This window comes from Aquirufa sp. ROCK-SH2 (genome assembly GCF_054558315.1).
Genome location: NZ_JBPXKB010000001.1, coordinates 467,083 through 491,210 on the forward strand (window position 1 = coordinate 467,083; position 24,128 = coordinate 491,210).

The 24,128-nt window shown below is 32.9% G+C and carries 20 protein-coding genes and 1 tRNA gene; 10 read left to right on the forward strand and 11 right to left on the reverse strand.

The genetic code is table 11. The features are described from left to right. Complete coding sequence (gene ligA / locus V7S79_RS02010; protein ID WP_459488881.1) at positions 1 to 2,001, reverse strand: NAD-dependent DNA ligase LigA; 2,001 nt, start codon at positions 1,999 to 2,001, stop codon at positions 1 to 3. A gap of 78 nt (positions 2,002 to 2,079) precedes the next feature. Between ligA and rpe the strand changes: the two genes are divergently transcribed. The 5 genes from rpe to V7S79_RS02035 are packed head-to-tail and all read left to right on the forward strand — an operon-like array spanning position 2,080 to position 8,045. After that, the gene (gene rpe / locus V7S79_RS02015; protein ID WP_459488882.1) at positions 2,080 to 2,742 is read left to right on the forward strand and encodes a ribulose-phosphate 3-epimerase; all 663 of its coding nucleotides are present in this window, start codon (positions 2,080 to 2,082) and stop codon (positions 2,740 to 2,742) included. Between the two features lie 8 nt (positions 2,743 to 2,750). Next, a complete protein-coding gene (locus V7S79_RS02020; RefSeq protein WP_459488883.1) occupies positions 2,751 to 4,778 on the forward strand; it encodes an OmpA family protein in 2,028 nt (675 codons plus the stop codon). Next, on the forward strand, positions 4,775 to 5,902 hold the full coding sequence (locus V7S79_RS02025; RefSeq protein WP_459488884.1) for an acyltransferase family protein: 1,128 nt from the start codon (positions 4,775 to 4,777) through the stop codon (positions 5,900 to 5,902). Before V7S79_RS02020 ends, V7S79_RS02025 begins: the two co-directional genes overlap by 4 nt. A 6-nt stretch (positions 5,903 to 5,908) precedes the next feature. Further along, positions 5,909 to 6,664, forward strand: coding sequence for a glycosyltransferase family 2 protein (locus V7S79_RS02030; protein ID WP_459488885.1), 756 nt, complete (start codon positions 5,909 to 5,911; stop codon positions 6,662 to 6,664). After that, entirely contained in the window at positions 6,654 to 8,045 is a 1,392-nt protein-coding gene (locus tag V7S79_RS02035; RefSeq protein WP_459488886.1) for a protoporphyrinogen/coproporphyrinogen oxidase, read from the forward strand. Before V7S79_RS02030 ends, V7S79_RS02035 begins: the two co-directional genes overlap by 11 nt. 5 nt (positions 8,046 to 8,050) lie before the next feature. Here the strand turns inward: V7S79_RS02035 and V7S79_RS02040 are convergent, their stop codons facing one another. Both V7S79_RS02040 and V7S79_RS02045 read right to left on the reverse strand, forming a co-directional pair. Further along, on the reverse strand, positions 8,051 to 8,623 hold the full coding sequence (locus V7S79_RS02040; RefSeq protein WP_459488887.1) for a carboxymuconolactone decarboxylase family protein: 573 nt from the start codon (positions 8,621 to 8,623) through the stop codon (positions 8,051 to 8,053). 50 nt (positions 8,624 to 8,673) lie between these two features. Next, the gene (locus V7S79_RS02045) at positions 8,674 to 9,222 is read right to left on the reverse strand and encodes a peroxiredoxin (protein ID WP_459488888.1); all 549 of its coding nucleotides are present in this window, start codon (positions 9,220 to 9,222) and stop codon (positions 8,674 to 8,676) included. 107 nt (positions 9,223 to 9,329) lie between these two features. On the opposite strand from V7S79_RS02045, the gene V7S79_RS02050 reads away from it, so the two are divergent. After that, complete coding sequence (locus V7S79_RS02050) at positions 9,330 to 10,250, forward strand: LysR substrate-binding domain-containing protein (RefSeq protein WP_459488889.1); 921 nt, start codon at positions 9,330 to 9,332, stop codon at positions 10,248 to 10,250. Here the strand turns inward: V7S79_RS02050 and V7S79_RS02055 are convergent. Genes V7S79_RS02055 through V7S79_RS02070 form a run of 4 tightly spaced genes read right to left on the reverse strand, consistent with a single transcriptional unit; the run spans position 10,237 to position 16,443 of the window. Beyond that, the gene (locus tag V7S79_RS02055; protein ID WP_459488890.1) at positions 10,237 to 11,550 is read right to left on the reverse strand and encodes an MFS transporter; all 1,314 of its coding nucleotides are present in this window, start codon (positions 11,548 to 11,550) and stop codon (positions 10,237 to 10,239) included. The genes V7S79_RS02050 and V7S79_RS02055 overlap by 14 nt on opposite strands. Next, a complete protein-coding gene (locus V7S79_RS02060) occupies positions 11,551 to 14,277 on the reverse strand; it encodes a DNA gyrase/topoisomerase IV subunit A (RefSeq protein ID WP_459488891.1) in 2,727 nt (908 codons plus the stop codon). 13 nt (positions 14,278 to 14,290) lie between these two features. Beyond that, on the reverse strand, positions 14,291 to 14,872 hold the full coding sequence (locus V7S79_RS02065; RefSeq protein WP_459488892.1) for an NUDIX hydrolase: 582 nt from the start codon (positions 14,870 to 14,872) through the stop codon (positions 14,291 to 14,293). After that, entirely contained in the window at positions 14,872 to 16,443 is a 1,572-nt protein-coding gene (locus V7S79_RS02070) for an NAD(P)/FAD-dependent oxidoreductase (RefSeq protein ID WP_459488893.1), read from the reverse strand. The genes V7S79_RS02065 and V7S79_RS02070 overlap by 1 nt, the downstream gene beginning before the upstream one ends. Positions 16,444 to 16,484: 41 nt before the next feature. On the opposite strand from V7S79_RS02070, the gene V7S79_RS02075 reads away from it, so the two are divergent. Continuing rightward, positions 16,485 to 18,443 carry a thioredoxin domain-containing protein gene (locus V7S79_RS02075; RefSeq protein ID WP_459488894.1) on the forward strand — a complete coding sequence of 653 codons (1,959 nt, stop codon included), beginning with the start codon at positions 16,485 to 16,487 and terminating at the stop codon, positions 18,441 to 18,443. Here V7S79_RS02075 and ruvC read toward each other — a convergent pair. After that, entirely contained in the window at positions 18,436 to 19,011 is a 576-nt protein-coding gene (gene ruvC / locus V7S79_RS02080) for a crossover junction endodeoxyribonuclease RuvC (protein ID WP_459488895.1), read from the reverse strand. The genes V7S79_RS02075 and ruvC overlap by 8 nt on opposite strands. Positions 19,012 to 19,022: 11 nt before the next feature. On the opposite strand from ruvC, the gene V7S79_RS02085 reads away from it, so the two are divergent. Then, positions 19,023 to 19,655, forward strand: a complete 633-nt coding sequence (locus V7S79_RS02085; protein WP_459488896.1) for a polysaccharide deacetylase family protein — start codon at positions 19,023 to 19,025, stop codon at positions 19,653 to 19,655. After that, positions 19,652 to 20,425 carry a TatD family hydrolase gene (locus V7S79_RS02090; protein WP_459488897.1) on the forward strand — a complete coding sequence of 258 codons (774 nt, stop codon included), beginning with the start codon at positions 19,652 to 19,654 and terminating at the stop codon, positions 20,423 to 20,425. Before V7S79_RS02085 ends, V7S79_RS02090 begins: the two co-directional genes overlap by 4 nt. On the opposite strand, the gene V7S79_RS02095 is transcribed toward V7S79_RS02090, so the two are convergent. Further along, positions 20,400 to 21,161 (reverse strand): ATP-binding cassette domain-containing protein, encoded by a 762-nt coding sequence (locus V7S79_RS02095; RefSeq protein ID WP_459488898.1) that lies wholly within the window; start codon positions 21,159 to 21,161, stop codon positions 20,400 to 20,402. The two genes, V7S79_RS02090 and V7S79_RS02095, sit on opposite strands and share 26 nt — an antisense overlap. A gap of 15 nt (positions 21,162 to 21,176) precedes the next feature. Here V7S79_RS02095 and V7S79_RS02100 point away from each other — a divergent pair, with 15 nt between their 5' ends. After that, positions 21,177 to 22,652 carry a xylulokinase gene (locus V7S79_RS02100; RefSeq protein WP_459488899.1) on the forward strand — a complete coding sequence of 492 codons (1,476 nt, stop codon included), beginning with the start codon at positions 21,177 to 21,179 and terminating at the stop codon, positions 22,650 to 22,652. 34 nt (positions 22,653 to 22,686) lie between these two features. On the opposite strand, the gene V7S79_RS02105 is transcribed toward V7S79_RS02100, so the two are convergent. Continuing rightward, positions 22,687 to 22,770 (reverse strand) — tRNA-Leu (locus tag V7S79_RS02105). A 70-nt stretch (positions 22,771 to 22,840) separates the two neighbouring features. Then, on the reverse strand, positions 22,841 to 24,079 hold the full coding sequence (locus V7S79_RS02110; protein WP_459488900.1) for an ABC transporter permease: 1,239 nt from the start codon (positions 24,077 to 24,079) through the stop codon (positions 22,841 to 22,843). Between the last annotated feature and the right edge of the window lie 49 nt (positions 24,080 to 24,128).

Below are 24,128 nucleotides of genomic sequence, written 5' to 3' on the forward strand. Positions count from 1 at the left end.
CTATGGTAAGAGTTGTATGAATTCCTCTTCGCTTAAAATTTTGATATTCAATTGTGTTGCTTTTTCAAGTTTAGCCGGCCCCATATTTTCTCCCGCAACTAAATAATCTAATTTGGATGAGATACTAGAAACTACTTTCCCCCCATTCGCAACAATTTTTTGTTTTAATTCTTCTCTTTCGAAATTTTTAAATATCCCCGAAATTACAAAACTTTTTCCTTCTAAATTGGAGCTCTCCAAAACTATTTCAGAAATTTCTTCCGAAAATTGAATCCCAGCTTTTTCTAATCTTTCTATTAGTTGAATGTTTTGATCGTTAGAAAAGAATTCAATCAGACTCAGAGCAATTCTATCGCCAATCTCAGGCACCGCAATTAAATCATCGTAACTGGCATTTTTTAAATTCTCAATGGAATGAAATTGTATAACCAATTTTTCAGCGATTGTTGCCCCAACATGTCGAATTCCTAGTCCAAAAAGGACTTGTCTAAAAGGAATGGATTTAGATTTTTCAATAGAAATGAGAATATTTGAAATTGATTTAGCTTGAAAACCTTCCAATCCCCAAAAGCTTTCAGTTTTTAAATCATATAAATCTGCTACGTTAGCAATAATTCCTTTGTTGAATAAAAGGTCAATGGTTTCCACACCTAAATTCTCAATATTTAAAGCTTTTCGTTGAATGAAATGCTCAATTTTACCTTTTATTTGAGTTGGGCAATTTGTTTCATTGGTACAATAATGGTTGGCCTCACCTTCTTGTCTAATTAAGGGAGTGCCACAATCAGGACATTTCTCTGGGAATTCAAATACGTTTGTTCCTTCTTTTCGCAAGTCATAATTCACACCCGTAATTTTGGGAATGATTTCACCTCCTTTTTCTATGAAAACAGTATCGCCTTCATGTAAATCTAAGCGTTCCATTTCGTTGGAATTATGGATCGAAGCTCTTTTAATAACTGTTCCAGCTAAATAAACAGGCTTTAAATTGGCAACTGGAGTAATATTCCCAGTTCGGCCAACCTGATAACTAACAGACTCAATGACAGTTTGAGCTATTTCTGAGGGATATTTAAATGCAATGGCCCATCTAGGTGATTTGGCAGTAAATCCTAGTCGTTCTTGTTGACCAAAATCATTGATTTTAATGACAATTCCATCCGTATTTAAAGGTAAATCATTTCTTTTATCCGCCCAATCCTCAATATATTTCATAACCTCTTGAATGCTTTTGCATTTTCGCCAGGTTGGTGAAACAGAAAATCCCAATTGAATTAAATTGTTTAAGCTTTCTTCATGCGATTGAAAAGGATTCTCCGTGCCAAGATAGGAATAGATAAAACATTCCATATTTCTTTTTGCCACCTCTGCCGAATTTTGCATTTTAAAAGTTCCAGAAGCAGCATTTCGAGGATTAGCTAATGGCGCTTCTCCTTTGGCTATTTTATCATTATTGATGCTTTCAAAGGAACTAAGCGGCATGTATCCTTCACCCCTTATTTCAAATTCTCTAGGTAAAATGCTTGAATTAATACGTAATGGTAATGATTTAATCGTTTTTACATTGGCTGTAATGTCATCTCCCCTTGTCCCATCGCCCCGAGTCACTCCTTTTATTAATTGACCATTTTCATACCAAAATGATAGTGCTACTCCATCGAATTTTAATTCACAAATATATTCGTAAGGTTCATCTCCAAGAATCTTTTTGATTCTTTCATCAAATTCGATTAATTCAGATTCATTATAGGTATTTCCTAATGATAACATCGGGAAACGATGCTTTACGCTTTTGAAATTTTTGGTTATTGTACCACCCACACGCTGCGTTGGGCTATCTGGATAAGCAAATAATGGGTTTTGTGCTTCTAGTTCTATTAATTCCGCTAATAATTTATCAAAAGCCTCATCTGAAATTAGACTTGTATTTTCTTGATAATAAGCATGATTGAATTGATTGATTTGCTCAATTAATTCATCCATTCTTTTCCGAACGTCCATAAAAAATATTTTTGACTTAAAGTTAAATGAAACTCTTTAGAAATTAAGCTTAGAAAATTATTTTCATAACTTTGTAAGATGGAAAAGTTAATTATCGCCCCCTCTGTTTTAGCTGCAGACTTCAGTAAATTAGGTGTTGAAATTGAGATGTTAAATGCTTCTCAAGCAGACTGGATTCACATTGATGTCATGGATGGCGTTTTTGTTCCTAATATATCTTTTGGTTTTCCTGTACTCGATGCAATTCAAAAAATAAGTAAGAAAGTTTTGGACGTACATTTGATGATTGAAAAACCAGAACAGTACTTAAGCCAATTTGCTAAATTGGGTGCGAATGTGATAACGGTTCATTATGAAGCTTGTCCACATGTTCACAGAACTATACAACAAATTAAGGACTTAGGTTGTTTAGCTGGAGTGGCTATTAATCCAGGTACTCCTACTTCTGTTTTGAATGATATCATTGCGGACTTAGACTTAGTCTTAATCATGTCAGTAAATCCAGGTTTTGGAGGCCAAAAGTTCATTCCTAATGCCATCAAAAAAACAAAAGAAGTGGCTGAAATGGCTAAATTAGTTAATAATTTAAACCTAAAGATTGAAATTGATGGAGGTGTTTCTTTATCAAATGCTTCTGATTTAATACAAGCTGGTGCCAATGTTTTAGTAGCAGGTAGCTTTGTTTTTTCTTCAAGCAATCCTATCAATACAATAAGTGACTTAGTTAATCTAGGTAAATAATATTCAATATGCGATTGGCTTATTATTTCATTATTGTTGTCATATCTATATGTTATAGTAGTAGCTTGAACGCTCAAAAAATTAAATGGGCTTCTAAAGTAATATCGTTTTCAAGTGAATATTCAGATCCATTATTGGGTAAAGATTTTAGGTCAATACATGTTCTAGGTAGACCCAACAGATACCCTGAATTTGCCTATTCACCTGCCGCGTGGCATTCATTGACTCCTGATAGTCCAGATTTGGAATACATCATTGTCGAGTTTGATACGTTAATGCCTATCAAACAGGTTGCTATTTTTGAGAATTTTGGTGCGGGATCTATAACAAGAGTAGATGGGTTAGATGAGAATAATAAATTGTTTTTGTTGAAAGAATTTAGCACGAACTACCAAACATCTTCTGCGCAAGTAACACACATTGATTTGCCTAATTTGACATCTTATAAGGTACGTGGCATTAAAATATCAATGAATTCAGAAAGAATTAAGGGTTTTTCTCAAATTGATGCGATTGGAATTTCAAATGTTTCCACGCCAATTGAAGAAAGTTTGAAGTTACCCAAAGAGTCAAATGCTGAATTTTTTCGTGAAAATTTAGGAAAGTCAATTAATACCGTTTACAACGAAATATGCCCTATTATTAGTCCAGACGGTAAAAAAATCTATTTCACTCGAGCAAATGATCCTAATAATATCGGTAAACAAAAAAATCAAGATATTTGGTTTTCAACTTTAAATGACGACAAAACTTGGTCCAAATCGGTTATATTTCCTGAACCTATCAATAATTCAGAGAATAATGCGATTTGTGGAATTTCACCCAATGGAAAATCCATTTTATTAAATAATATTTATGGAATTGACGGCCAAATGGAAAAGGGCGTTTCAATGTCTTACTTATTGAGAACTGGTGATTGGAGCTTTCCTAAAGCACTTAAAATTCGAAATTTTAAAAACAAATCAAAATATTCAGAATATACTCTTGCTCCCAACGGAAAAATTCTATTGATGACCACGGAAATGAAGGACTCTTATGGTGAGAAAGATATTTATGTTTCTTTTTGGAAAAATGATGATACTTGGACAGAACCCCTAAATATAGGTCCAGTCGTTAATTCAGGAGAATCAGAAAGTACACCTTTTATTGCTCCAGATGGAGTTACCATGTATTTTTCTTCCAGTGGTCACATGGGTTATGGAAAAAATGATATTTTCTTAACAAGAAGATTGGATGATACTTGGACAAATTGGACAGTGCCTGAAAATCTGGGGCCTATTGTCAATACACCTCAATGGGATGGATATTTTTCGGTTTCAGCTCAAGGTGATTATGCCTATTTTAGTTCCGTAGAAAACTCGATTGGTGCGGAAGATATTTTTCGGATTAAAATTCCTGAAAAAGCAAAACCGTTGACATTGATTCAATTAACAGGCCAAGTGGTAAATTTGGATTCAAAGGAAACCATAGCTGCTCAAATTGTAGTAAAATCATTGAATAGTTCAGATTCTTTAGTCATAGATTATGACCCCTATTTGGGAGATTATAGTTTTATGTGGCCCGCAAAAAAGCCATTTTCCATTCAAGCTATCAAAAAAGGATATTTATCCAGAATTGAAAAAATCGATTTCACAGCTGAGACTAAGTTCAAAGCAATCAAAAGAAATATATCCTTAATTGAAATTCAATTAAATAAACAATATCAATTAGCGAATATTATTTTCACACAAAGCCAATCAGATCTCTTGCCTGAATCATTTTCTGAATTAGATAAAATAGTGAGTCTTTTAAAGGAAAATCCTGGCTTTAAAATTCTATTAGAAGGCCATACCGATAACCAAGGAGATTGGGTAGAAAATTTAAAATTATCCAATGATCGCGTAGAGAATGTGAAAGCTTATTTAGTATTAAAAGGAATTGCCGAAAATAGAATTAGAACCAAAGGTTGGGGAGGAACAAAACCACTAGCAAGTAATTTAACAGAAGAAAGACGTAAATTGAATCGTCGAGTTGAATTTACTTTATTTTCAGAATGATGAATTTAGATAAACATATTTATTTTAATCAGTTAAATGGCCTTCGTTTCATAGCGATACTTTTGGTATTGTTGGAACATTGGTTACCTGAATCAATCCATTATCCAACCGGACATTTAGGAGTTGTTATCTTTTTTGTTTTAAGTGGTTTTTTAATTACAAGAATCCTGATAATCAATTCGATTGATCCCTCTAAAAAACAGATAAGTGTCTTTGAGAAAATTAAAAAATTTATTTTCAGAAGAGCCTTACGAATTTTCCCCATTTATTTTTTGGTAATAATTGTTGGATTAATTGTTGGCATAGAACCTATTAGAAAATTATTTATTTGGTTTATTACTTACACACCTAATTTTTATATCATTACACACAAAAGTTGGATTGGAGTTTGGGATCATTTTTGGACATTAGCCGTTGAAGAACAATATTATCTGGTTTTTCCAGTGATACTTTTTATTTTTAAACCCAAGAATTATAAGTATTTACTTGCTTCGATGGTTTTAATTGGACTATTATCTCGATTATCTTTTTTTCTATTTTTACCTGATGATTTCGTAGAAAAAAACTGGTTTTCAAATTATGTTAATCCTTTAAGTGCTTTAGATTCCTTTGGATTTGGAGGTTTTCTGGCTTATTTGCACATTTTTCACCCACATCGATTTGAACAAATTGGTTCGAATTTGTTAGGAATTGTTATGACTGGAATACTTTGTATTATATCATACTTTTTGGATGAAAATTCTGTCTATGAGCACAATAATCTGTTTTCGGCTGTTTTGGAAATTACCTTCTTTGTTTATTTTTCATTTTTCTTGGTGGCAAAGGTCGCTTCAAACAAAACAGGTTTTTTCGGTATAGTGTTAAAATCTAAGTCAATTAATTATTTGGGCACAATATCCTACGGCTTGTATGTATATCATAATTTTATTTACAATTATTACCATTTTGAAAAGAATACTTTATGGTGGTTATTGACAAGAAAACTCTCGACCCACTATTTAGAATTGATTAATTTTGTACCTTTGAAGTTCGTTTTGAATTTCACAATTTTAGTGGTTATTGCGAGCTTATCGTGGTTTTTTATTGAAAAACCGATAAATGATTTGAAAAATAAATTTGAATAAATTACTATGAATTTAGACTTGGTTTTGGTAATACCTGCCTACAATGAAGAAGGATGTATTAAAGATGTAATACCACATTGGATCAATGGTATTGCCAAATTTGTTGATCAAGATAAATTTAAATTATTAGTGGTTAATGACGGTTCAAAAGATAATACTGGAAAATTATTAGATGAATTAGCCGGAGATTACCCTAATTTAATCGTAAAACATCAATTAAATGGTGGGCATGGGAATGCGGTGGTTAATGGCTATAAGTTAGCAATAGAGATGAATCCTACTTATGTTTTCCAAACCGACTCAGATGACCAATTTGAAGTGAACGATTTTATCAAATTTTGGGAAAAAAGAGAACAGTCTGATTTTATTTTAGGTTTTAGAGAGGATAGACATGATGACCCTTTTCGATTATTAATTACTAGAATTTTAAGATTCTCTCTATTATTTATTTATGGAGTTTATATCAAGGATGCAAATATTCCTTTTAGATTAATGAAAACAACTTTTTTAAATAAATTAATCAATTCACTACCAAAACAAACTCCTTTTGCTCCCAATATTTTTATTGCTGTGATGGCTAAAAAGGCGAAGCAAGAAATTTTTAACATACCTGTTTTTCATAAAGAAAGAGAAACTGGTGAAGTTTCCATCAAGCATTTTAAATTATTGAAGGTTTGTTGGCAAAGTTTCAAGGAATTACTTGACTTCAGAATTAAATTAAACAGAATTGTAAAAAAAATATCTGCATCTAATGAAGTATAAATATGTCATCTTAGGAGGCGGTCCAACAGGTTTAGGTGCTGCATATAGATTAAAAGAATTAGGAATTACTGACTTTATTGTCTTAGAAAAAGAAGCATATGTAGGTGGATTGGCAACAAGTTTTGTTGACGAAAAGGGATTTACTTGGGATGTCGGTGGGCATGTTCAATTTTCACATTATAAGTATTTTGATGATTTGATGATTGAAGCTTTGGGTAAAGATGGTTGGTTGACACACCAAAGAGAGTCCTGGGTTTGGATTAAAAATACATTTGTACCCTATCCTTTTCAAAATAACATTCGTCATTTGCCTTTGGAAGATCAACTCAAATGCATCAAAGGTTTGGTTGATTTGTACAAAAATGGTGCAAAAACAAAAGCTTCAAATTTTAAAGAATGGATATTAAATACCTTTGGACAAGGTTTGGCAGATGTTTTTATGATTCCATACAATTTTAAAGTATGGGCCTACCCTGCTGAAATGATGAATAGCCAATGGGTTGGAGAGCGGGTTGCAGTGACGGATCTTTCTAAAATGATCGAAAATATATTATTAGAAAAAGATGATTATTCTTGGGGACCTAATAATTTATTCCAATTTCCGAAAAAAGGAGGTACAGGTGCTATATGGAAAGCGGTTGGTGAGCTAATTGGCGAGCAATATTTTAAATTGAATTCCAAAGTTTCAGGTGTAGATGTAAATAAAAAATCTATCCAACTAGAAAATGGTGAACAAATCGAATTCGAATTCTTAATGAATACGATGCCATTGGATATTTTTACTACTAAGTGTCAAGGCTTGGATCAGTCACTGGTAGATTTATCTAAAAATTTATTGCATTCATCCACCCATGTGATTGGTATTGGATTAAATGGTACACCTCCTTCTCATTTAAAGAAGAAATGCTGGATGTATTACCCTGAAGACAATAGTCCTTATTATAGAATTACTGTATTCTCGAATTATAGTCCTGAAAATGTTCCTAACATTGAAAATCAATGGTCTTTAATGGTTGAAGTAAGTGAGTCAACCCATAAGCCTGTGGATGTACCTAATTTAATGGAGGATACCATTAAAGCACTATTGGAGGATAATATGATCGAATCTGAGAATCAAATTGAGTCGAAATTCTATTTTTCAACTAAATACGGGTATCCAACTCCTTCCATTGATCGCGATGCGATCGTTAATCAGGTATTACCTAAACTACAAGAGAAAAATATCTATTCAAGAGGTAGATTTGGTGCTTGGAAATATGAAGTAGCTAATCAAGATCATTCCATGATGCAAGGAGTAGAATGGGCCAATTTAATGGTTCTTGGAATACCTGAATTGACCCTCCCTTTCCCTAATACAGCCAACGCCATGTATGGAAAATAGTGCTTTTATAAAAGCACTATTAAACTTTTGAAGATCGCTGTTAATCGGATTGCATCTAGGATACGTGCTTCTGTAGCTCCGTGGTTCTTTACAGACTGCTCATGAGATGTAACACACATTTCACAACCGTTAATGGCGGAAACAGTCAAACTAGCTAATTCGAAAAATTCTTTTCCCAATACAGGATTCATCATAATAGACATTCTGATACCTGCTGGTGCATTGTTATAGAACTCTTTGTCCACAAAATGTTTGAATCGATAAAATACATTGTTTGCGTTTAATAAAGAGACTAAAGCATGTATTTCATTGATTTCAGCATCAGTTGCTCCTTTTTGTAAAGCCAATTCTGTTAAAGAATGAATTGTTTTTGTATGCTTTTGATTAACAGAAACGGCTAATGCCAGAAGTAATGCCTCTTTTTCAGTTAATGTTGCATATTTCAATGCATTTGAAACGTTAATTTTTAAATCTTTGATGTAACGATTATCTGTTGCATCTAACTGATCTAATAATTCAAATTTTTCGGTATTGGGCAAATTCAATTCTGCCAATAAATTATCTCTAGTATCGCTCATTTCTTTTTAATTTAAAATGCCCCGATAAACGGGGCATTGATTAAGGTAATTTATAGAGTTGCATCTCCGGCTTTCCAATTACATGGGCAAAGCTCATCAGTTTGTAAAGCATCTAACACACGTAAAACTTCATCTACATTTCTTCCTACTGATAAATCATTCGCAGAAACCCAACGAATAACTCCATTAGTATCAGCAATGTAAGTAACACGGTAAGCTACTTTTTCTTCTTCAGTTAAAATTCCTAATTCTTCAGCTAAACTTTTAGAAGTATCTGCCAACATAGGGAACTTTAAACCTCTCAAATCGTCGTGATCTCTTCTCCATGCTGCGTGAACAAATTCAGAATCAGTAGAAGCGCCAATTAATGAAGCATCTCTGTCTGCGAAATCTCCAGCACGACGATTAAATTCAGCAATTTCAGTTGGGCAAACGAAAGTGAAATCTTTTGGCCACCAAAACATTACTAACCACTTTCCGTCTTTTTTATGATCTTCTGATGTAATTGTTGCGAATTCGTTTCCTTTATCTAATGAAACAACTGCAGTTTTTGAAAATGTTGGAAATAAACTTCCTAATCCTAACATGTGATTTGCCATACTATTTGTTTTTTTAAGTTCTTAATTAATTGTGATGCAAATATCCCCTTATTTTTTGTATCACACAAATCTATATTTATTATATTTGTATAGTTTTTGATTATAATATGACTATAACACAACTAGAGTATATCGTAGCCTTAGCTGATTTAAAAAGTTTTTCCAAAGCAGCCGATTTTTGCTGTGTAACTCAACCGAGCTTGAGTATGCAAATTCAAAAATTGGAAGACGAACTGAATGTTTCACTTTTTAATCGAAAAAGTAAACCACTTTCTCCTACCATTTATGGAGAAGAAATTATTCAGCAGGCAAGAATTATTTTAAAAGAAACTCAAGCCTTAATGACATTGTCGAAAGGATGGGGAAATCAAGTTTCAGGAATTCTTTCGATAGGTATTATTCCCACCATCGCACCTTATTTGGTGCCTAAATTTTTGTCCAAGTTTCAAAAAAAGTATCCTGAATTAACCATTAATATTTCAGAAACGACTACTGAAAATATTAAAAAAGAAATAAAAGAAGGGAAATTACATATTGGAATTTTAGTAACACCCTTGAATGATCAACTCATTGAAAAACCGTTGTTCTATGAAGAATTGTATCTCTATTCAAATTGTAAAAATGAAAATTCGGAAATAATTGATGAGATATTAACGGATAAATTGTGGTTGCTTGAAGAAGGACATTGCTTAAGTAACCAAGTGGCTTCGATTTGTAATTTGAAATCTAACTTAACACAAACAACAAAAATATCGTATCAAACAGGAAGTTTGGAAACAATTGTTCGTTTAGTGGAAGATTCTGAAGGTCAAACCATCATACCACAAATGTTAACGGATTATTTGGATGAACGTTATCATTCTAGAGTATTCCCAATTAAAAATCCTGTACCAGTTCGAGAAGTGTCTTTGGTATATTCACCAAGTTATGCTCGGAAAGCAATTATCAAAGCATTACAAGATGAAATATTAAGTATTATTCCGGAGGAATGGCAAAAGTCAAATAATCGTAATATTATACCGATCTAAGTGCCTGAGAATGATTGTTCTTTAACTTTAAAAGAAATAATAAACTCAAGGCGAATACAGCCGCAAGAATTAAAATTCCTATTCTCATACTTCCACTGATTTGAATAACGAGGCCAAAAATAAATGTTCCTAAAACGGTAGATAAACGATCACACACTTCATAAAAACTAAAATAAGAAGCAGTATCTTTTTCGTTCGGAGGACAAAGTTTGGCATATGTTGCTCGACTATTGGATTGAATTCCTCCCATAACAAAGCCAATGGCTGTTGCTAATAAATAAAAATTGAATTCATCTTTAACAAAATAGGCAAATAAGCAAACGGCAATCCATATAAAAACGATTATAAATAATCCACTTACATTACCTAATTTTTTGGATAGTAAAGCGCAAGTATAAGCTCCAGGAATAGCAACCAATTGAATCAAAAGTATTGTAACAATTAAAGCATCAGAAGGGAGTTTCAATTCTTGACTTCCGAATAAGGCTCCTAAATACATAACGGTTTGAGCACCTAGGTTAAATAAAAAAAAGCTTGATAAAAAATTCTTAATAGCAGATAAATGCTTTATTTCATTAAAAACCTTTTTCAATTCATGAAATCCACCTAACCACCATTTTTCATGTTGACTATTTTTTTTATCTGATTTTGGCAAATGTTGAAATGAAAATTGGGCAAATAAGATCCACCAAATTCCAACTGTCAAAAAAGAAATTCTGGAAGCCATTTCACCATCTATACCTCCATACCACTGCGGCATTAACAGCATGGTTAAATTTTGAATTAATAATAAAACACTACCGATGTATCCAAAAGTAAAGCCTTTAGCACTCAAAGAGTCGTATTTGTCTGGTGTAGCTATTTCTGGTAAAAATGAATTATAAAATACCAGACTTCCACCCCATCCTATGATGGAAAAAAGAAAACAAATGGTTCCAATAAGGTAACTTCCTTTGGTAAAGAAAAATAATAAAATACAGCTGAGAGATCCTAAATAACAGAAAAATCGCATAAACGATTTTTTACTTCCTTGATAATCTGCAATTCCAGATAAAAATGGCATTAATATAGCTAATACCAAAAAAGCTATGGAAATAGTGTAGGAATATACAACCGTGTTTTGAAATGAATAGCCAAAAAAATCAATTTTATCTGGATGAAGGCTATTTAAGGTAATAGCAGCAATTGGGAAATAAATAGGAAAAATCGCTGATGTAATGGTTAATGAATGAACCGAATTTGCCCAATCATAAAATGCCCATGCGTTTAAAACCTTTGGATTATTTAATTTTGCTTCCATTTAAAATAGTCCTAATTGTTCTCCAGAACTCCCTTTTTCAGTTGAATCCTGTGGTAAATTTTTTATTTCAAAAGGAATATCCTCTACTTGTTTTTCTATTTCCGTTTTTTCTTCTGGCAGATTCTTAACAACAAATTCAGGTTCAGAATTTTCCGATTGATTCACTTCTTCAGCAGAATCAGCATCTTGAGTTGAATCTTCTTTAATCTCTTCAGTATCTTGAATAGCTTGTTCCTCCTCCGGCTGTTTGAAATCCGTTTCAATGAATTCCAAGTCCATTAACTTATTGTAATTCAATTTATTACCAATGGCTTTCCATCCTCTAACATCCACCAAGTCATCGATCGTCAATATTTCTATTTCCAATGTTTTTCCATCTGGTTTATGTTTTATTTGAACATTGGGTTGATAATTATCTGTCACAGCAATCAATTTGGAAGCCTTATGATCTGTAATAAATAAGAATTTTTTATCAACAGTTGAGGTCTCTAATTTGAATCGTTTGATTAAGGTGTGTTTACCTTGACCATCAAAATATATGGCTGAAATAATGCCATTTGGATTGAATTTTTTCAAATACAAGATTTCCTCAGCCGGATATCTGTTCGTTAATTCAAAATTGGTCAATTCGTAATTCCCTGATTTATAAATAGCTAAGATTAAATCTTTAGGTTCAAAATTGCCTATTAGAGTACCGTGCTCGTCTCTGTTTAATCTACCAATGGTGGAATCATACCAAATGTCTACTCCACCTAAAGTAGAAACACCAGCTGACTTTTGAGTAACTTTACGGACTGGGTATTTAGTTAAAACATTACCCATAGATTCACGACCTTTGATTGCTAACTTCGCGAAATCGTAATCAAACTGCTTATTTTTAGCAGTACAACTTGCTGTTAAATTAATCTGAATCACTTCTGCCTCTCCATTTTCATTAGCAGAGAAATACGTAATTTTCGACTTATTATTGTCACTGACTAATTTATATTCACGATCCCTTGTTACAGAGGTTACTTTGAAACGCTTGACAAAAGAAGAGCCTGATTTTCCATCAAAGTAAACCAAATTATAAACCTTTCGGTCATCGTTCTTTTTGAATACAGAACAATAAAGAATGTCTTTTCCAACAAAAACTTTGTCCTGAACTTTTGTTACGACACAGGTACCATTTTGTCTGAAAACAATGATATCATCTATGTCTGAACAATCCATGATGTACTCATCTTTCTTTAACCCGTATCCAATGAATCCATCTTCTCTATTTACATAAAGCTTCTGATTGGCAGCGGCAACAACGGTTGCTGATATCGTATTGAAATTTTGAATTTCAGTTTTGCGCTCTCTTCCTTTTCCGTATTTATTTAATAAATTTTTGAAATAATCGATAGCAAACTTGATCAAATTGGCTAAATGATGTTCAACTTCAGCTAATTCATCTTGTAATTTTTTCATCAACTCATCTGCTTTGAATGAGTCAAATTTTGAAATTCGCTTAATTCTAATTTCCAATAATCGAAGAATATCTTCTTCTATAATTTCTCGGTAAAAATCTTTCTTATAAGGTTCTAAACCTTTATCTACCGTTTCAATAACCAATTCAAATGTTTCACATTCTTCAATATCACGGTAGATTCTATTTTCAATAAAGATTCTTTCTAGTGAACTGAAAAGTAATCGTTCCATCAGTTCACCTTTGCGGATTTCTAATTCTTGTTTTAGTAAATCAACAGTTTGATGTGTACTAACTCGCAAAATTTCAGCAATACCTACGAAATGTGGCTTGTCTTCAATAATAACACAGGCATTAGGAGAAATAGAAACCTCACAATCTGTAAATGCATACAATGCATCAATTGTTACGTCTGGGGAAATACCTGGTGCTAATTGAATCTGAATTTCAACATCTTTTGCTGTATTGTCTATAACTTTTTTTACCTTGATTTTACCTGTATCGTTCGCTTTAATGATTGAATCAATCAATGAAGTCGTGGTGGTGGTGTAAGGTATATCCTTGATAATCAAGGTCTTCTTGTCTAATTCTTCAATTTTTGCTCTAACCCTTATTCTTGAACCTCTTAATCCATCATTATAGTTTGATACATCAATCATGCCCCCTGTTAAAAAATCAGGAAAGAGCTCTACTTTTTTATTATTTAAAATATCAATAGAGGCTTGTATGATTTCACAAAAATTATGAGGCATAATTTTTGTTGCCAAACCAACAGCAATACCTTCTACACCTTGTGTTAATAATAATGGAAATTTAATAGGAAGTGTAACGGGTTCTTTCTTACGTCCATCATAAGACATTTGCCATTCTGTTGTTTGTGGATTAAAAACAACTTCATTGGCAAATTTGGATAAACGTACTTCTATATACCTTGCTGCCGCAGCACTATCCCCCGTTCTAACATCTCCCCAGTTACCTTGGCAATCAAATAAGAGTTCTTTTTGACCCAAATTAACAATGGCATCATTAATGGAAGCATCACCATGCGGGTGATATTGCATAGTTTGTCCAATAACGTTAGCAACTTTATTGAATCGACCATCATCCATTTCATTTAAAGCATGTAGAATTCTTCTTTGAACGGGTTTTAATCCATCTTCTACTGCTGGTACAGCACGTTCAAGAATAACATAGGAAGCATATTCTAAAAACCAATTTTCATACATGCCAGCTACGGCAATTTGATCTTGTAAAGCTCCTCCAGTAGATTCTTCCATAATTTAAAAACTCCTATTTATACATACTATCTTTTTTCAAATGAAATAATTCGTACAAAAAGATGGCTGTTGCTCCCCAAATGATCTCATTATCGTATTTGAAAAGTGGTGCCCAATAATTCTTTTTAAGAATATTTATTTGATGTGCCTGCAAATTTCCAACATCTTGTAGAAATGACACAGGTATTTCAAAAATACGATTTATTTCTCGTTTATTTAAATTGAATTCAAGCTTTTTATCAACAATGGTAAAATATGGTTGGACCCAAAAATTTGAAACGATGACCCAATGTGGATTTATAGGTTTTAAAACAAAATTACGTAAGTCCAAACCTAATTCTTCCTCTACTTCTCGATAAGCCGTTTCTACTAAATCGATATCCGTAGGATCTTTTTTTCCTCCTGGTAAAGCTATTTGCCCACTGTGAGGACCATCATATTCATTTCTTTTAATCACAATTACTTTATCCTCTTCTCCACTTATTTGATTGATTATGACCAAAACCGCTGCTTCTTTGGCATTATTTTTAATCGTGGAATCAACCAAAATTTCTTGTTGTATTGTTAATAAATCAATGAATTTTTCGTGAATCATCAGTTAAAAATGTTTTTTGCGATGGCTTCTGCAACCTTTATTCCATCCAATGCCGCAGACATAATTCCTCCGGCATATCCAGCACCTTCCCCACACGGAAACAATCCTTTGATTTCTTCATGTTCCAAAGTTTCATTGTTTCTTGGAATCTTAACTGGTGAGGAAGTTCTACTCTCCAATCCAATGATTTGACCAATATTAGTAGAAAAATTAGAAATTTTTCTGTTGAAATCTTGTAATCCTAATGACAATGGTTCCGCAATAAATTCAGGCAACACATCCCTCATTTCGCCTGGAATTAATCCAGGAATATAGGAAGTATCATGTGCACTTCTACTCGATTTTTTTTGAATAAAATCTCCTGTTAATTGAGAAATCGCTTTTTGTGTATGGGATGAATATTTGTTCGAATTTTGTTCCAATTCTTCTTGTAAATACATTCCCGCAAGTGGACCGAATTCTTTGTATTTCGATAAATCTTCAGGAAGAATACTTACCACTATTCCAGAATTGGCGAAGATAGAATCTCTTCTTGAAGGCGACATTCCATTAACAACCACTTGATTTTGTGCAGTTGCCGAGGGTACAATAAATCCACCTGGACACATACAAAACGAAAAAACACCTCGCTGTAAACCTTTAAATTTCGTTTGTGTAACTAAACTAAAACTGGCTGGGGGTAAGAATTCAGGTCGCTTTTTTATTTTATATTGACAAGTATCAATCAACGATTGTCTATGCTCAATCCTTACTCCAATCGCAAAAGGTTTATATTCAATCTTGATTTTTTTAGCTTGTAATAATTGAAAGATATCCCTAGCCGAATGTCCAGTAGCTAATAATACATGTTTGCACTCCAACGTTTTTCCAGACTCACAGACAATTTCTTTGATTTGCTTATTTTCAATGCGAAAATCAATGACCTTTTCATTAAAATGCACTTCTCCCCCCGATTGAATGATGGCATTTCGAATGGAAGCTATAATACCAGGTAATTTATTGGTTCCTATATGAGGATGTGCTTCATATAATATGTTGTTATTGGCCCCATGTTGAACAAAGGTTTCTAACACCTGCTTAATATCACCTCTTTTGGTACTCCTTGTGTAAAGTTTTCCATCTGAATAAGTTCCTGCACCACCCTCTCCAAAGCAATAATTGCTATCAGGATTCACAATATTAAATCGATTGATGGCAGCCAAATCCCTTCTTCTTTCCCTTACATCCCTTCCTCTTTCTAAAATAATGGGTTTTATACCTAATTTGATCAATTCCAAAGCACCAAATAAGCCTGCGGGGCCACTCCCAATTACAACAACAGAGGGTGAATTGGGTTTAAGAATTGGCAATGATTCAATTTGTTGAAAACTAAAATCGAAATCTTTAGGATAAAAGCCAATTCGTAGATTAACTTTGATTAATCGACTTCTTGCATCAATGGATTTCCTTTCAATTCGATAGGTACATTTTTCAAGATAAGTTAGTCCTAATTCAGCTGATAGAAAACGATGAAGTAAATCACTCGAATGAGCGATTTCTGGGCTTGTAATGAAGTCTTTGTATTCTACCATGTTGAAAATTTGTACAAATTTACGAATTCTATTTCAATCCCATGAATAAGCTAGAAAATCAAGTTAGTCCCTATTTACTACAACACAAGAATAACCCTGTATTTTGGGAGCCTTGGGGACCAGAAGCACTGGAAAGAGCACAATTGGAAAATAAACCAATTTTAGTGAGTATTGGATATGCTGCTTGTCATTGGTGCCATGTGATGGAAAAAGAATCGTTTGAGAATCAAGAAGTGGCTGACTTAATGAATCAATATTTTGTCAATATTAAAGTGGACCGTGAAGAGAGACCCGATATTGATATGATATACATGGATGCCATTCAACAAATGGGTTTAGGTGGCGGATGGCCTTTGAATGTTTTCTTGATGCCTGATCAAAAGCCATTTTATGGTGGTACCTATTTTCCCAAGCACAAATGGATGGAAGTGCTAAATTCAATTCACAATGCATTTCATAATCACAGAAATGAATTACAAGCATCAGCAGATGGATTTGCAGCGAGTGTAAATGATCAAAAGGAATTATTTTCTACAGTTTCTATTGATCAACAACCTGAATTGATAAATTCTGTTCTGAAAAAGGTGCTGTCAAGTTTAGATCCTGTTTTTGGTGGTATAAACAAAGCTCCCAAGTTTCCATTGCCTTCTTTGATGAATTTTTTCGAATCAATTCCTATTGCGATTGGTATGGAATTAGAAGTTTATCAATTGGCGAATCTACAATTGAATAAAATGGCTCAAGGGGGAATTTTTGATCATCTTTCTGGAGGATTTTCACGCTACTCTGTTGATTCAGAATGGTTTTGCCCACATTTTGAAAAAATGTTGTACGACAACGGACAATTATTATCGGTCTATAGCAAAGCTTTTGAAAGGACTAATTCGCTGATTTACAAAGAGATTATTATTCAAATTATTGCTTTTCTTGATAATGAGCTCTTAGGTGAAAATGGATTGTTCTTTGCTTCTTTAGATGCTGATAGTGAAGGTGTTGAAGGACTTTATTATACGTGGACTTATGATGAATTAACAAAATTGTTGCCTTACAATAAGCATGTTGAATTTTATCAAACCTATTCTATTTCACAACAGGGAAATTGGGAAGATGGTCAAAACATTTTATTTAAAAATAAATCGATTCTTAATTATTATTTCAACGAGGAATTTAAAATTTTAAATCAAGCTAAAGAAAATAGAATTAAACCCGCAAGAGATCAAAAGCAAATTTTATCTTGGAATGCTTTAACCTTATTAGGTTTAATTGATGCATCAATTGCCATGAATGATGAACTAATTTCAGAAAAATGTGAGAAATTAATTCAATCTATGCTTGAGAATTTTGAAACAAGTCCGAATTATTTATTACACCAAGTCGATTATGCCGATCAACCCATCCAAGGTTTTTTAGATGATTATGCAACTTTTGGATTGGCATTAGTGAAATTTTTCCTAAAAAAAGGCAATGAGGAACTGATTGAAAAATCATCTCAATTATTAGAATTTGTTTTGCAAAATTTTCAATCCTCAGATTCCGATTTTGATTTGTTTTATTATCGTTCTGGACAATCTGAAAAATTAATTGCTGATAAAATTGAATTCACAGATTCTGTTATTCCTTCTTCCAATTCCGTTCTTTGCGAATGGCTTTTATGGATGGGAATTATAAAAAATAATGTAGATTATACGATTCAGGGTAAAAAAATGCTTGAAACTGTTTTAGATAAAACTGTTAACAATCCAAGTTATTTTGCTAATTGGCTTAGGTTGTATTCTGAATGGTTTGAATTTCCCAAAGTAATTTTGAAATTCAATCCATTGCATTCAAACCTAAATGATTTGCAATTAGAAAATTGGTCGATTAATTACAAAGAAATGGTATTTATTCCAAGTAAATCAATACCTCAAAGTTCAAATTTCATGATTTGTATTGGTTCTCATTGTTTGGCACCAACAAATAGTTTGGAAGAATTACATCAACAATTAGACGAAATTATTTGATTCGGTCAGGGTTTTCATTAACAAAAGCCCCCCAACCTTTTTTGGTACCTTTAAGTGATGAAGTAAGGTTATTGGCATGAAAGTGGTGACAAATGGCAATGCCAACAGCATCAGTAGCATCCAATAATTTGGCATCAAGCTTTTGTTTCACAATGACTTCCACCATTTTAGCTAATTGTTCTTTCGATGCATTTCCATTCCCAGTAACACTTTGTTTTACCTTTTTGGGTTCATATTCGGTAATGGGTATATTTTTAGAAAAAGCTAATGACATGACCATTCCTTGTACACGTCCAAGCTTTAACATGGATTGAACGTTTTTGCCAAAAAAAGGACTCTCGATAGCAATTTCATCGGGTAGAAATTCTTCTAAAATGCCTAAAATTCGCTCATGGATTTTTAAAAATTTAGCACCTTGAGTTGTGTACTTACTCAAATTCAATACCCCATATTGTAGAATTTGAACTTGGTCTTTGTTTACTTTAATAATACCATATCCTAAAATACTTGTTCCAGGATCGACACCTAAAATTATTTTTTCTCCTTGGGAACTAGTATTTTGCATCATATTTTATAAAAATGTTTATTCATCGAATACCCCGTTTTATTACACAACTATTTCCTCGATTAAATTGGACCATGCAAACCATTGGTACAGAGGATCGTCGTGTGTATTTCACTTTCGATGATGGCCCGACCCCTGAAATTACCAATTTTGTTTTAGATCAGTTAGATAAATATGAAGCAAAGGCTACTTTTTTTTGTATCGGAAAAAATGTCGTTGAAAATCCTGAACTTTTTCAATTAATTGTTTCAAAGGGGCATTCAATTGGAAATCATACAATGAATCATGCCAATGCATGGAAATATTCCTTTGAAGATTATTTGAAAAATATTCAGTTATGTGATAATATTTTTGAGCAATTTGAGGTCAAATCAGTTGGATTTAGACCACCTTATGGTAGAATCAATCAAAAAATTATTCGATCACAGCAAAATAAAAAGGAAATTTTTATGTGGTCGATACTTACTGGCGATTACAATGCAAACTTGGATACATCCAATGTGTTGAAAAAATGTTTATCAAATATTCAGCCTGGTGATATTATTGTTTTCCATGATAGTTTAAAAGCATCCCAAAATTTACAAATTTTATTACCCGAATTTCTTTCTTTTTGCCAAATTAATAATTTGATTCCCTCCGCTTTATGATTGATACCCACGCACATCTTTACGATGAAATATTTTTAGTTGAAATTGATTCACATTTGAAAAATATCCAATCAAAAGGTGTTTCAGAGGTTTGGTTACCCAATTGTGATTCGAATACATGGCCAGCCTTATTCGATTTGACTCAAAAATATCCTCAGGTTTGTAAGCCAATGATTGGTTTACACCCAACCTATGTGAAAGAAGATTTTCAAAATGAACTTGATTTTGTAGAAAATGTATTAAAAAATACTCAAGTTTTAGCTATTGGGGAAATAGGCTTGGATTATTATTGGGATACTACTTTTCAAGAACAGCAAATCATTGCCTTTGAAAAGCAATGTCATTGGGCATTAGAACATCATTTATGGGTGGATATTCATTGCAGAAAAGCTTATGCTGATTTAATTCGAATTTTGAAAAAGAAGGAATTTGAAAATTTACGTGGAGTGATTCACTGTTTTTCTGGCGATGAAAGTGAGGCAAAACATTTGACAAATCTGGGTTTTTATTTAGGTATTGGTGGTGTTATTACCTACAAAAACTCAAATCTATTTAATGATATTAAAAATATCTCTTTGGATTTTATATTGTTAGAAACAGATGCCCCCTATTTAACACCAGTTCCTCACCGTGGCAAGCCAAATACTCCTGAATATATTCCTTTAATCGCACAAAAATTGGCAGATTTATATGAAGTTTCTTTGGACACAATCTTAGAAAAAACGAACCAAAATGCACTTCAACTTAAGAAAATTTCAAATTTTCAATAAGCTGATCTGTTTGTTCTTTCCAAGCAATCAAAGCATTTCTTAGTTTTATTGCTTGTCTATTTTTAGAAATTTTGAATTTTGGCCAATTACCCTGAAATACGATTTTCCCATTTTCCATAATACCGATTTGCTGACTTAGCTTAAGAATATCAGATATGTCATGACTGATTAACAAACATGGGATATTAGTTTCTTTAACTTCTAATTGAACAAGTTCAATTAATTCCATTTTTTGTTCAGTATCTAATTGACTAAAAGGTTCATCTAAAACCAAGGCTTGAATGGGTTGACTAAAGGCTTGAATCAACGCTAATTTTTGCCTTTCTCCACCTGATAAATTGACAATTTTACTTTTGATAAGCTTTTCAAGGTGGTATTTTTTTAGCAAATGTTTCTTCTTTTTAATTAAATCAAACGCATTTAACTTTTGAAATAACATATTCAAGAAATCCTCTACGGTATGATTGGGTTTCAAATGCAAATTTTGAGGAACATAGCCAATTTCTGGAAATTGTTTTATTAATCTATCATATCCATCGTTCAATTCAATTGAATTAATTTTTATTGAACTTTTCAAAACGGTTTCGTTTCCGACCAAAATTTTTGCAATGCTGCTTTTTCCAGAACCACTTTTACCGATTAAAGCAAAAATCTCTCCTGATTTTACCTTAAATTTGATTTGAGATAATGCAAACTGATTGGAGATTGGATGATTCTCGATGAAAATTTCTAACATTTAAACTTATTTATTATGCTTTTATGCGGTATCGATGTAGGTACATCATCCATTAAAGTTAGTATTGTTGACTCAGCAAACCAAAAAGTTCTTCAATCTGTTTCATTTCCTGAAATAGAAAATATCATTTCTTCTCCAGAATTGGGTTTTGCGGAACAAGAACCAGAGCATTGGTGGTATTGTGTTAAACAAGCTATTTTGCTTGCAAATTCAAGTAATAAATACAATCCTAAAGATATAGCAGCCATTGGAATTAGTTACCAGATGCATGGACTTGTTGTCGTAGATCATAATGATCAAGTTTTGCGTCCTTCGATCATTTGGTGTGATTCGAGGGCTAGTGAATTAGGAAATGAGGCATATAAGGGAATTGGAGAAGCATTTTGTAATGATCATTTATTGAATAGTCCAGGGAATTTTACTGCCTCTAAATTGGCTTGGGTGAAAAAACATCAACCTGAAATTTTCAAACATATTAAACACGTTTTATTGCCAGGTGATTTTATAGCTTTCAAACTTTGCGGTAATTACACTACTACCCCATCCGCTTTATCTGAGGGCATTTTTTGGGATTTTCAAACGAAATCTATTTCAAAGGAAGTGAATGCTTTTTTCGGATTTTCTGATTCGTTTTTTCCTGAAGTTAAACCCGTTTTTAGTGAACATGGACAAATATTGGCTTCAATTGCCAGTGATTTAGGTTTAAATGAGCAAGTTAAAGTAAGTTATAAAGCTGGAGATCAGCCTAATAATGCACTATCCTTAGGAGTTATAGAGCCTGGAGAAATCGCGACAACAGCGGGTACTTCTGGTGTTGTTTATGGGGTAAGTGAGGAGTTGAAATTTGATAAAGAAAATAGAGTCAATTCTTTTGCTCATGTTAATTATACAGATGATTTACAAAGAATTGGTGTTTTAATGTGTATCAATGGTACAGGAATTTTAAATAGGTGGTTAAAGGATAATTTTTTCTCTAATTTAAATTACAATGAGATGAATCAATTAGCCGCAGAATCTGTCATAGGGTCTAAAGGTTTAGTTTGTATGCCTTTTGGAAATGGTGCTGAACGAATATTTCAAAATAAAAATATAGGCGCAAGCTTTAAAAATTTAGATTTTAATCAACATCGTAATTCAGAAATCATACGTTCAGCCCAAGAAGGAATCGCATTTTCTATGGTTTATGGTATTGAGTTGCTGAAAAATGTTGGAATTGTTCCTAATCGATTAAAAGCGGGATTTGCCAATATGTATTTGAGTGATATATTTTCTTCGGCTATAGTAAACGCATCAGGTGTAGAATTGGATTTTTGTGAGGGTGATGGTTCCTTCGGTGCAGCAATTGGTGCAGGAATCGGAATAAATCTTTATGCATCTCCGAAAGAAGCTGTCAATAATATTCAAGTTACGAAGTCCTTGATCCCGAATAAAAATCTAAAAGAAGAATATTTGGACGCTTATTCGAGATGGAAAGAATCTTTGATGTCCTAAAAAGGTAAAGCCTCTCTATTTCTAGAGAGGCTTGTACCCAGAGCCGGAGTCGAACCGGCACGGGCTTGCACCCACGGGTGTTTGAGACCAGCGCGTCTACCAATTCCGCCATCTGGGCAATTCAAAATTGCGATACAAAAGTAGCTTTTATCCTTCAAAATCGCAAATATGAAAAGATTATTTTTTAATTATTCGTAGCGCAAAGCTTCTACAGGATCCATTTTTGAGGCTTTAAATGCTGGGTAAATGCCTGAAAATAAGCCTACTAATATACATACAATGATTCCTGTTGTCATCCATAACCAAGGTATAATAAAGCTGGCATTTCCTGAACTTATTCCTTGGGCAATTAAATTTCCAATTGGAATAGCTAAAATTATACCACCAATTCCACCTATTAAACAAATAACAATGGCTTCAATTAAGAATTGTTGTAAAATTCGATAAGGCGTAGCTCCTAAAGACTTTCTGATCCCTATTTCCCTTGTTCTTTCTGTGACAGAAACCATCATGATATTCATTAGAGCAATAGCTGCACCTAATAATGTGATAAATCCAATGACAAAGCCACCAATACGCAAACTTGAAGTAATTCCCTCAAAACTTTTTGCCATCGAATCTGATCGATCCAATGAAAATGAATCTTCAGCTCCGATTGGATCTTTTCTAACCTTTCGCATGATACCTCTCGCCTCTTCCATGAAATCATCAATATTTAATATTCTGGATGATGATGTGGTGATATCATATGTCAAATTTCTTCCAACGGCCATTTTTCTACCAGTTTCTAAAGGTACCATCACTACTCTGTCATCTCCTCCTCCCATCATGTTTCCTTTTTTATCCAAAAGACCTATCACTTTTAATTTAATGCCATTAATTAAAATTTCTTTATCAACGGGGTTTTCTTTTTCAAAAATTTGATCGACAACGTCTACTCCCAAAATGCAAACATTGTTTGCCATTGTGAATTCATTGTTATTGATATTTCTCCCTACCCCTACTTTATACCCTTTTAATTCCATGAAATTATCATCAATACCTAATAATCGAACATTTGGATTTGTTTTTTTGGATGAAAATTTGGCAATAACATTATTACTCACATTCGTTTTTAACGAAACCTTTCCTTTTGAAGTAAATAGTTTTTTATATAGAATGGCTTGTCGATAATCAATATTTTTAAACCGTTTTTCCTTTTGCCCTTCCCTTCTTATTTGCATGGCTGGTCTATTTCGAATATCAAACGAATTAGCTCCTAAACCAGAAAATGAATTATCTACAGAGCTCTGTATCCCATCAATGGCTGTTAATATTCCAACCAATGCAGTTATTCCTAAAGAAATAATGAGTGCTGTTAAAATGGTTCTTAGCAAGTTTCCTTTTATAGATCTTAGCCCTTCAAATACATTTTCCTTAAGATTCATGTTGGATGCTGTACAATTAAATTTTAGCTTGCAATTTATTAGTTTATTT

Coding starts and splice junctions, on each gene's coding strand:
- V7S79_RS02045 (WP_459488888.1), bottom strand. CDS start 9,222: ATGGCAAATCACATGTTAGGATTAGGAAGTTTATTTCCAACATTTTCA.
- V7S79_RS02100 (WP_459488899.1), top strand. CDS start 21,177: ATGCTTTTATGCGGTATCGATGTAGGTACATCATCCATTAAAGTTAGT.
- V7S79_RS02110 (WP_459488900.1), bottom strand. CDS start 24,079: ATGAATCTTAAGGAAAATGTATTTGAAGGGCTAAGATCTATAAAAGGA.
- V7S79_RS02075 (WP_459488894.1), top strand. CDS start 16,485: ATGAATAAGCTAGAAAATCAAGTTAGTCCCTATTTACTACAACACAAG.
- V7S79_RS02090 (WP_459488897.1), top strand. CDS start 19,652: ATGATTGATACCCACGCACATCTTTACGATGAAATATTTTTAGTTGAA.
- V7S79_RS02085 (WP_459488896.1), top strand. CDS start 19,023: ATGTTTATTCATCGAATACCCCGTTTTATTACACAACTATTTCCTCGA.
- V7S79_RS02030 (WP_459488885.1), top strand. CDS start 5,909: ATGAATTTAGACTTGGTTTTGGTAATACCTGCCTACAATGAAGAAGGA.
- V7S79_RS02040 (WP_459488887.1), bottom strand. CDS start 8,623: ATGAGCGATACTAGAGATAATTTATTGGCAGAATTGAATTTGCCCAAT.
- V7S79_RS02035 (WP_459488886.1), top strand. CDS start 6,654: ATGAAGTATAAATATGTCATCTTAGGAGGCGGTCCAACAGGTTTAGGT.
- V7S79_RS02020 (WP_459488883.1), top strand. CDS start 2,751: ATGCGATTGGCTTATTATTTCATTATTGTTGTCATATCTATATGTTAT.
- ligA (WP_459488881.1), bottom strand. CDS start 2,001: ATGGACGTTCGGAAAAGAATGGATGAATTAATTGAGCAAATCAATCAA.
- V7S79_RS02070 (WP_459488893.1), bottom strand. CDS start 16,443: ATGGTAGAATACAAAGACTTCATTACAAGCCCAGAAATCGCTCATTCG.
- ruvC (WP_459488895.1), bottom strand. CDS start 19,011: ATGATGCAAAATACTAGTTCCCAAGGAGAAAAAATAATTTTAGGTGTC.
- V7S79_RS02050 (WP_459488889.1), top strand. CDS start 9,330: ATGACTATAACACAACTAGAGTATATCGTAGCCTTAGCTGATTTAAAA.
- V7S79_RS02095 (WP_459488898.1), bottom strand. CDS start 21,161: ATGTTAGAAATTTTCATCGAGAATCATCCAATCTCCAATCAGTTTGCA.
- rpe (WP_459488882.1), top strand. CDS start 2,080: ATGGAAAAGTTAATTATCGCCCCCTCTGTTTTAGCTGCAGACTTCAGT.
- V7S79_RS02060 (WP_459488891.1), bottom strand. CDS start 14,277: ATGGAAGAATCTACTGGAGGAGCTTTACAAGATCAAATTGCCGTAGCT.
- V7S79_RS02055 (WP_459488890.1), bottom strand. CDS start 11,550: ATGGAAGCAAAATTAAATAATCCAAAGGTTTTAAACGCATGGGCATTT.
- V7S79_RS02065 (WP_459488892.1), bottom strand. CDS start 14,872: ATGATTCACGAAAAATTCATTGATTTATTAACAATACAACAAGAAATT.
- V7S79_RS02025 (WP_459488884.1), top strand. CDS start 4,775: ATGATGAATTTAGATAAACATATTTATTTTAATCAGTTAAATGGCCTT.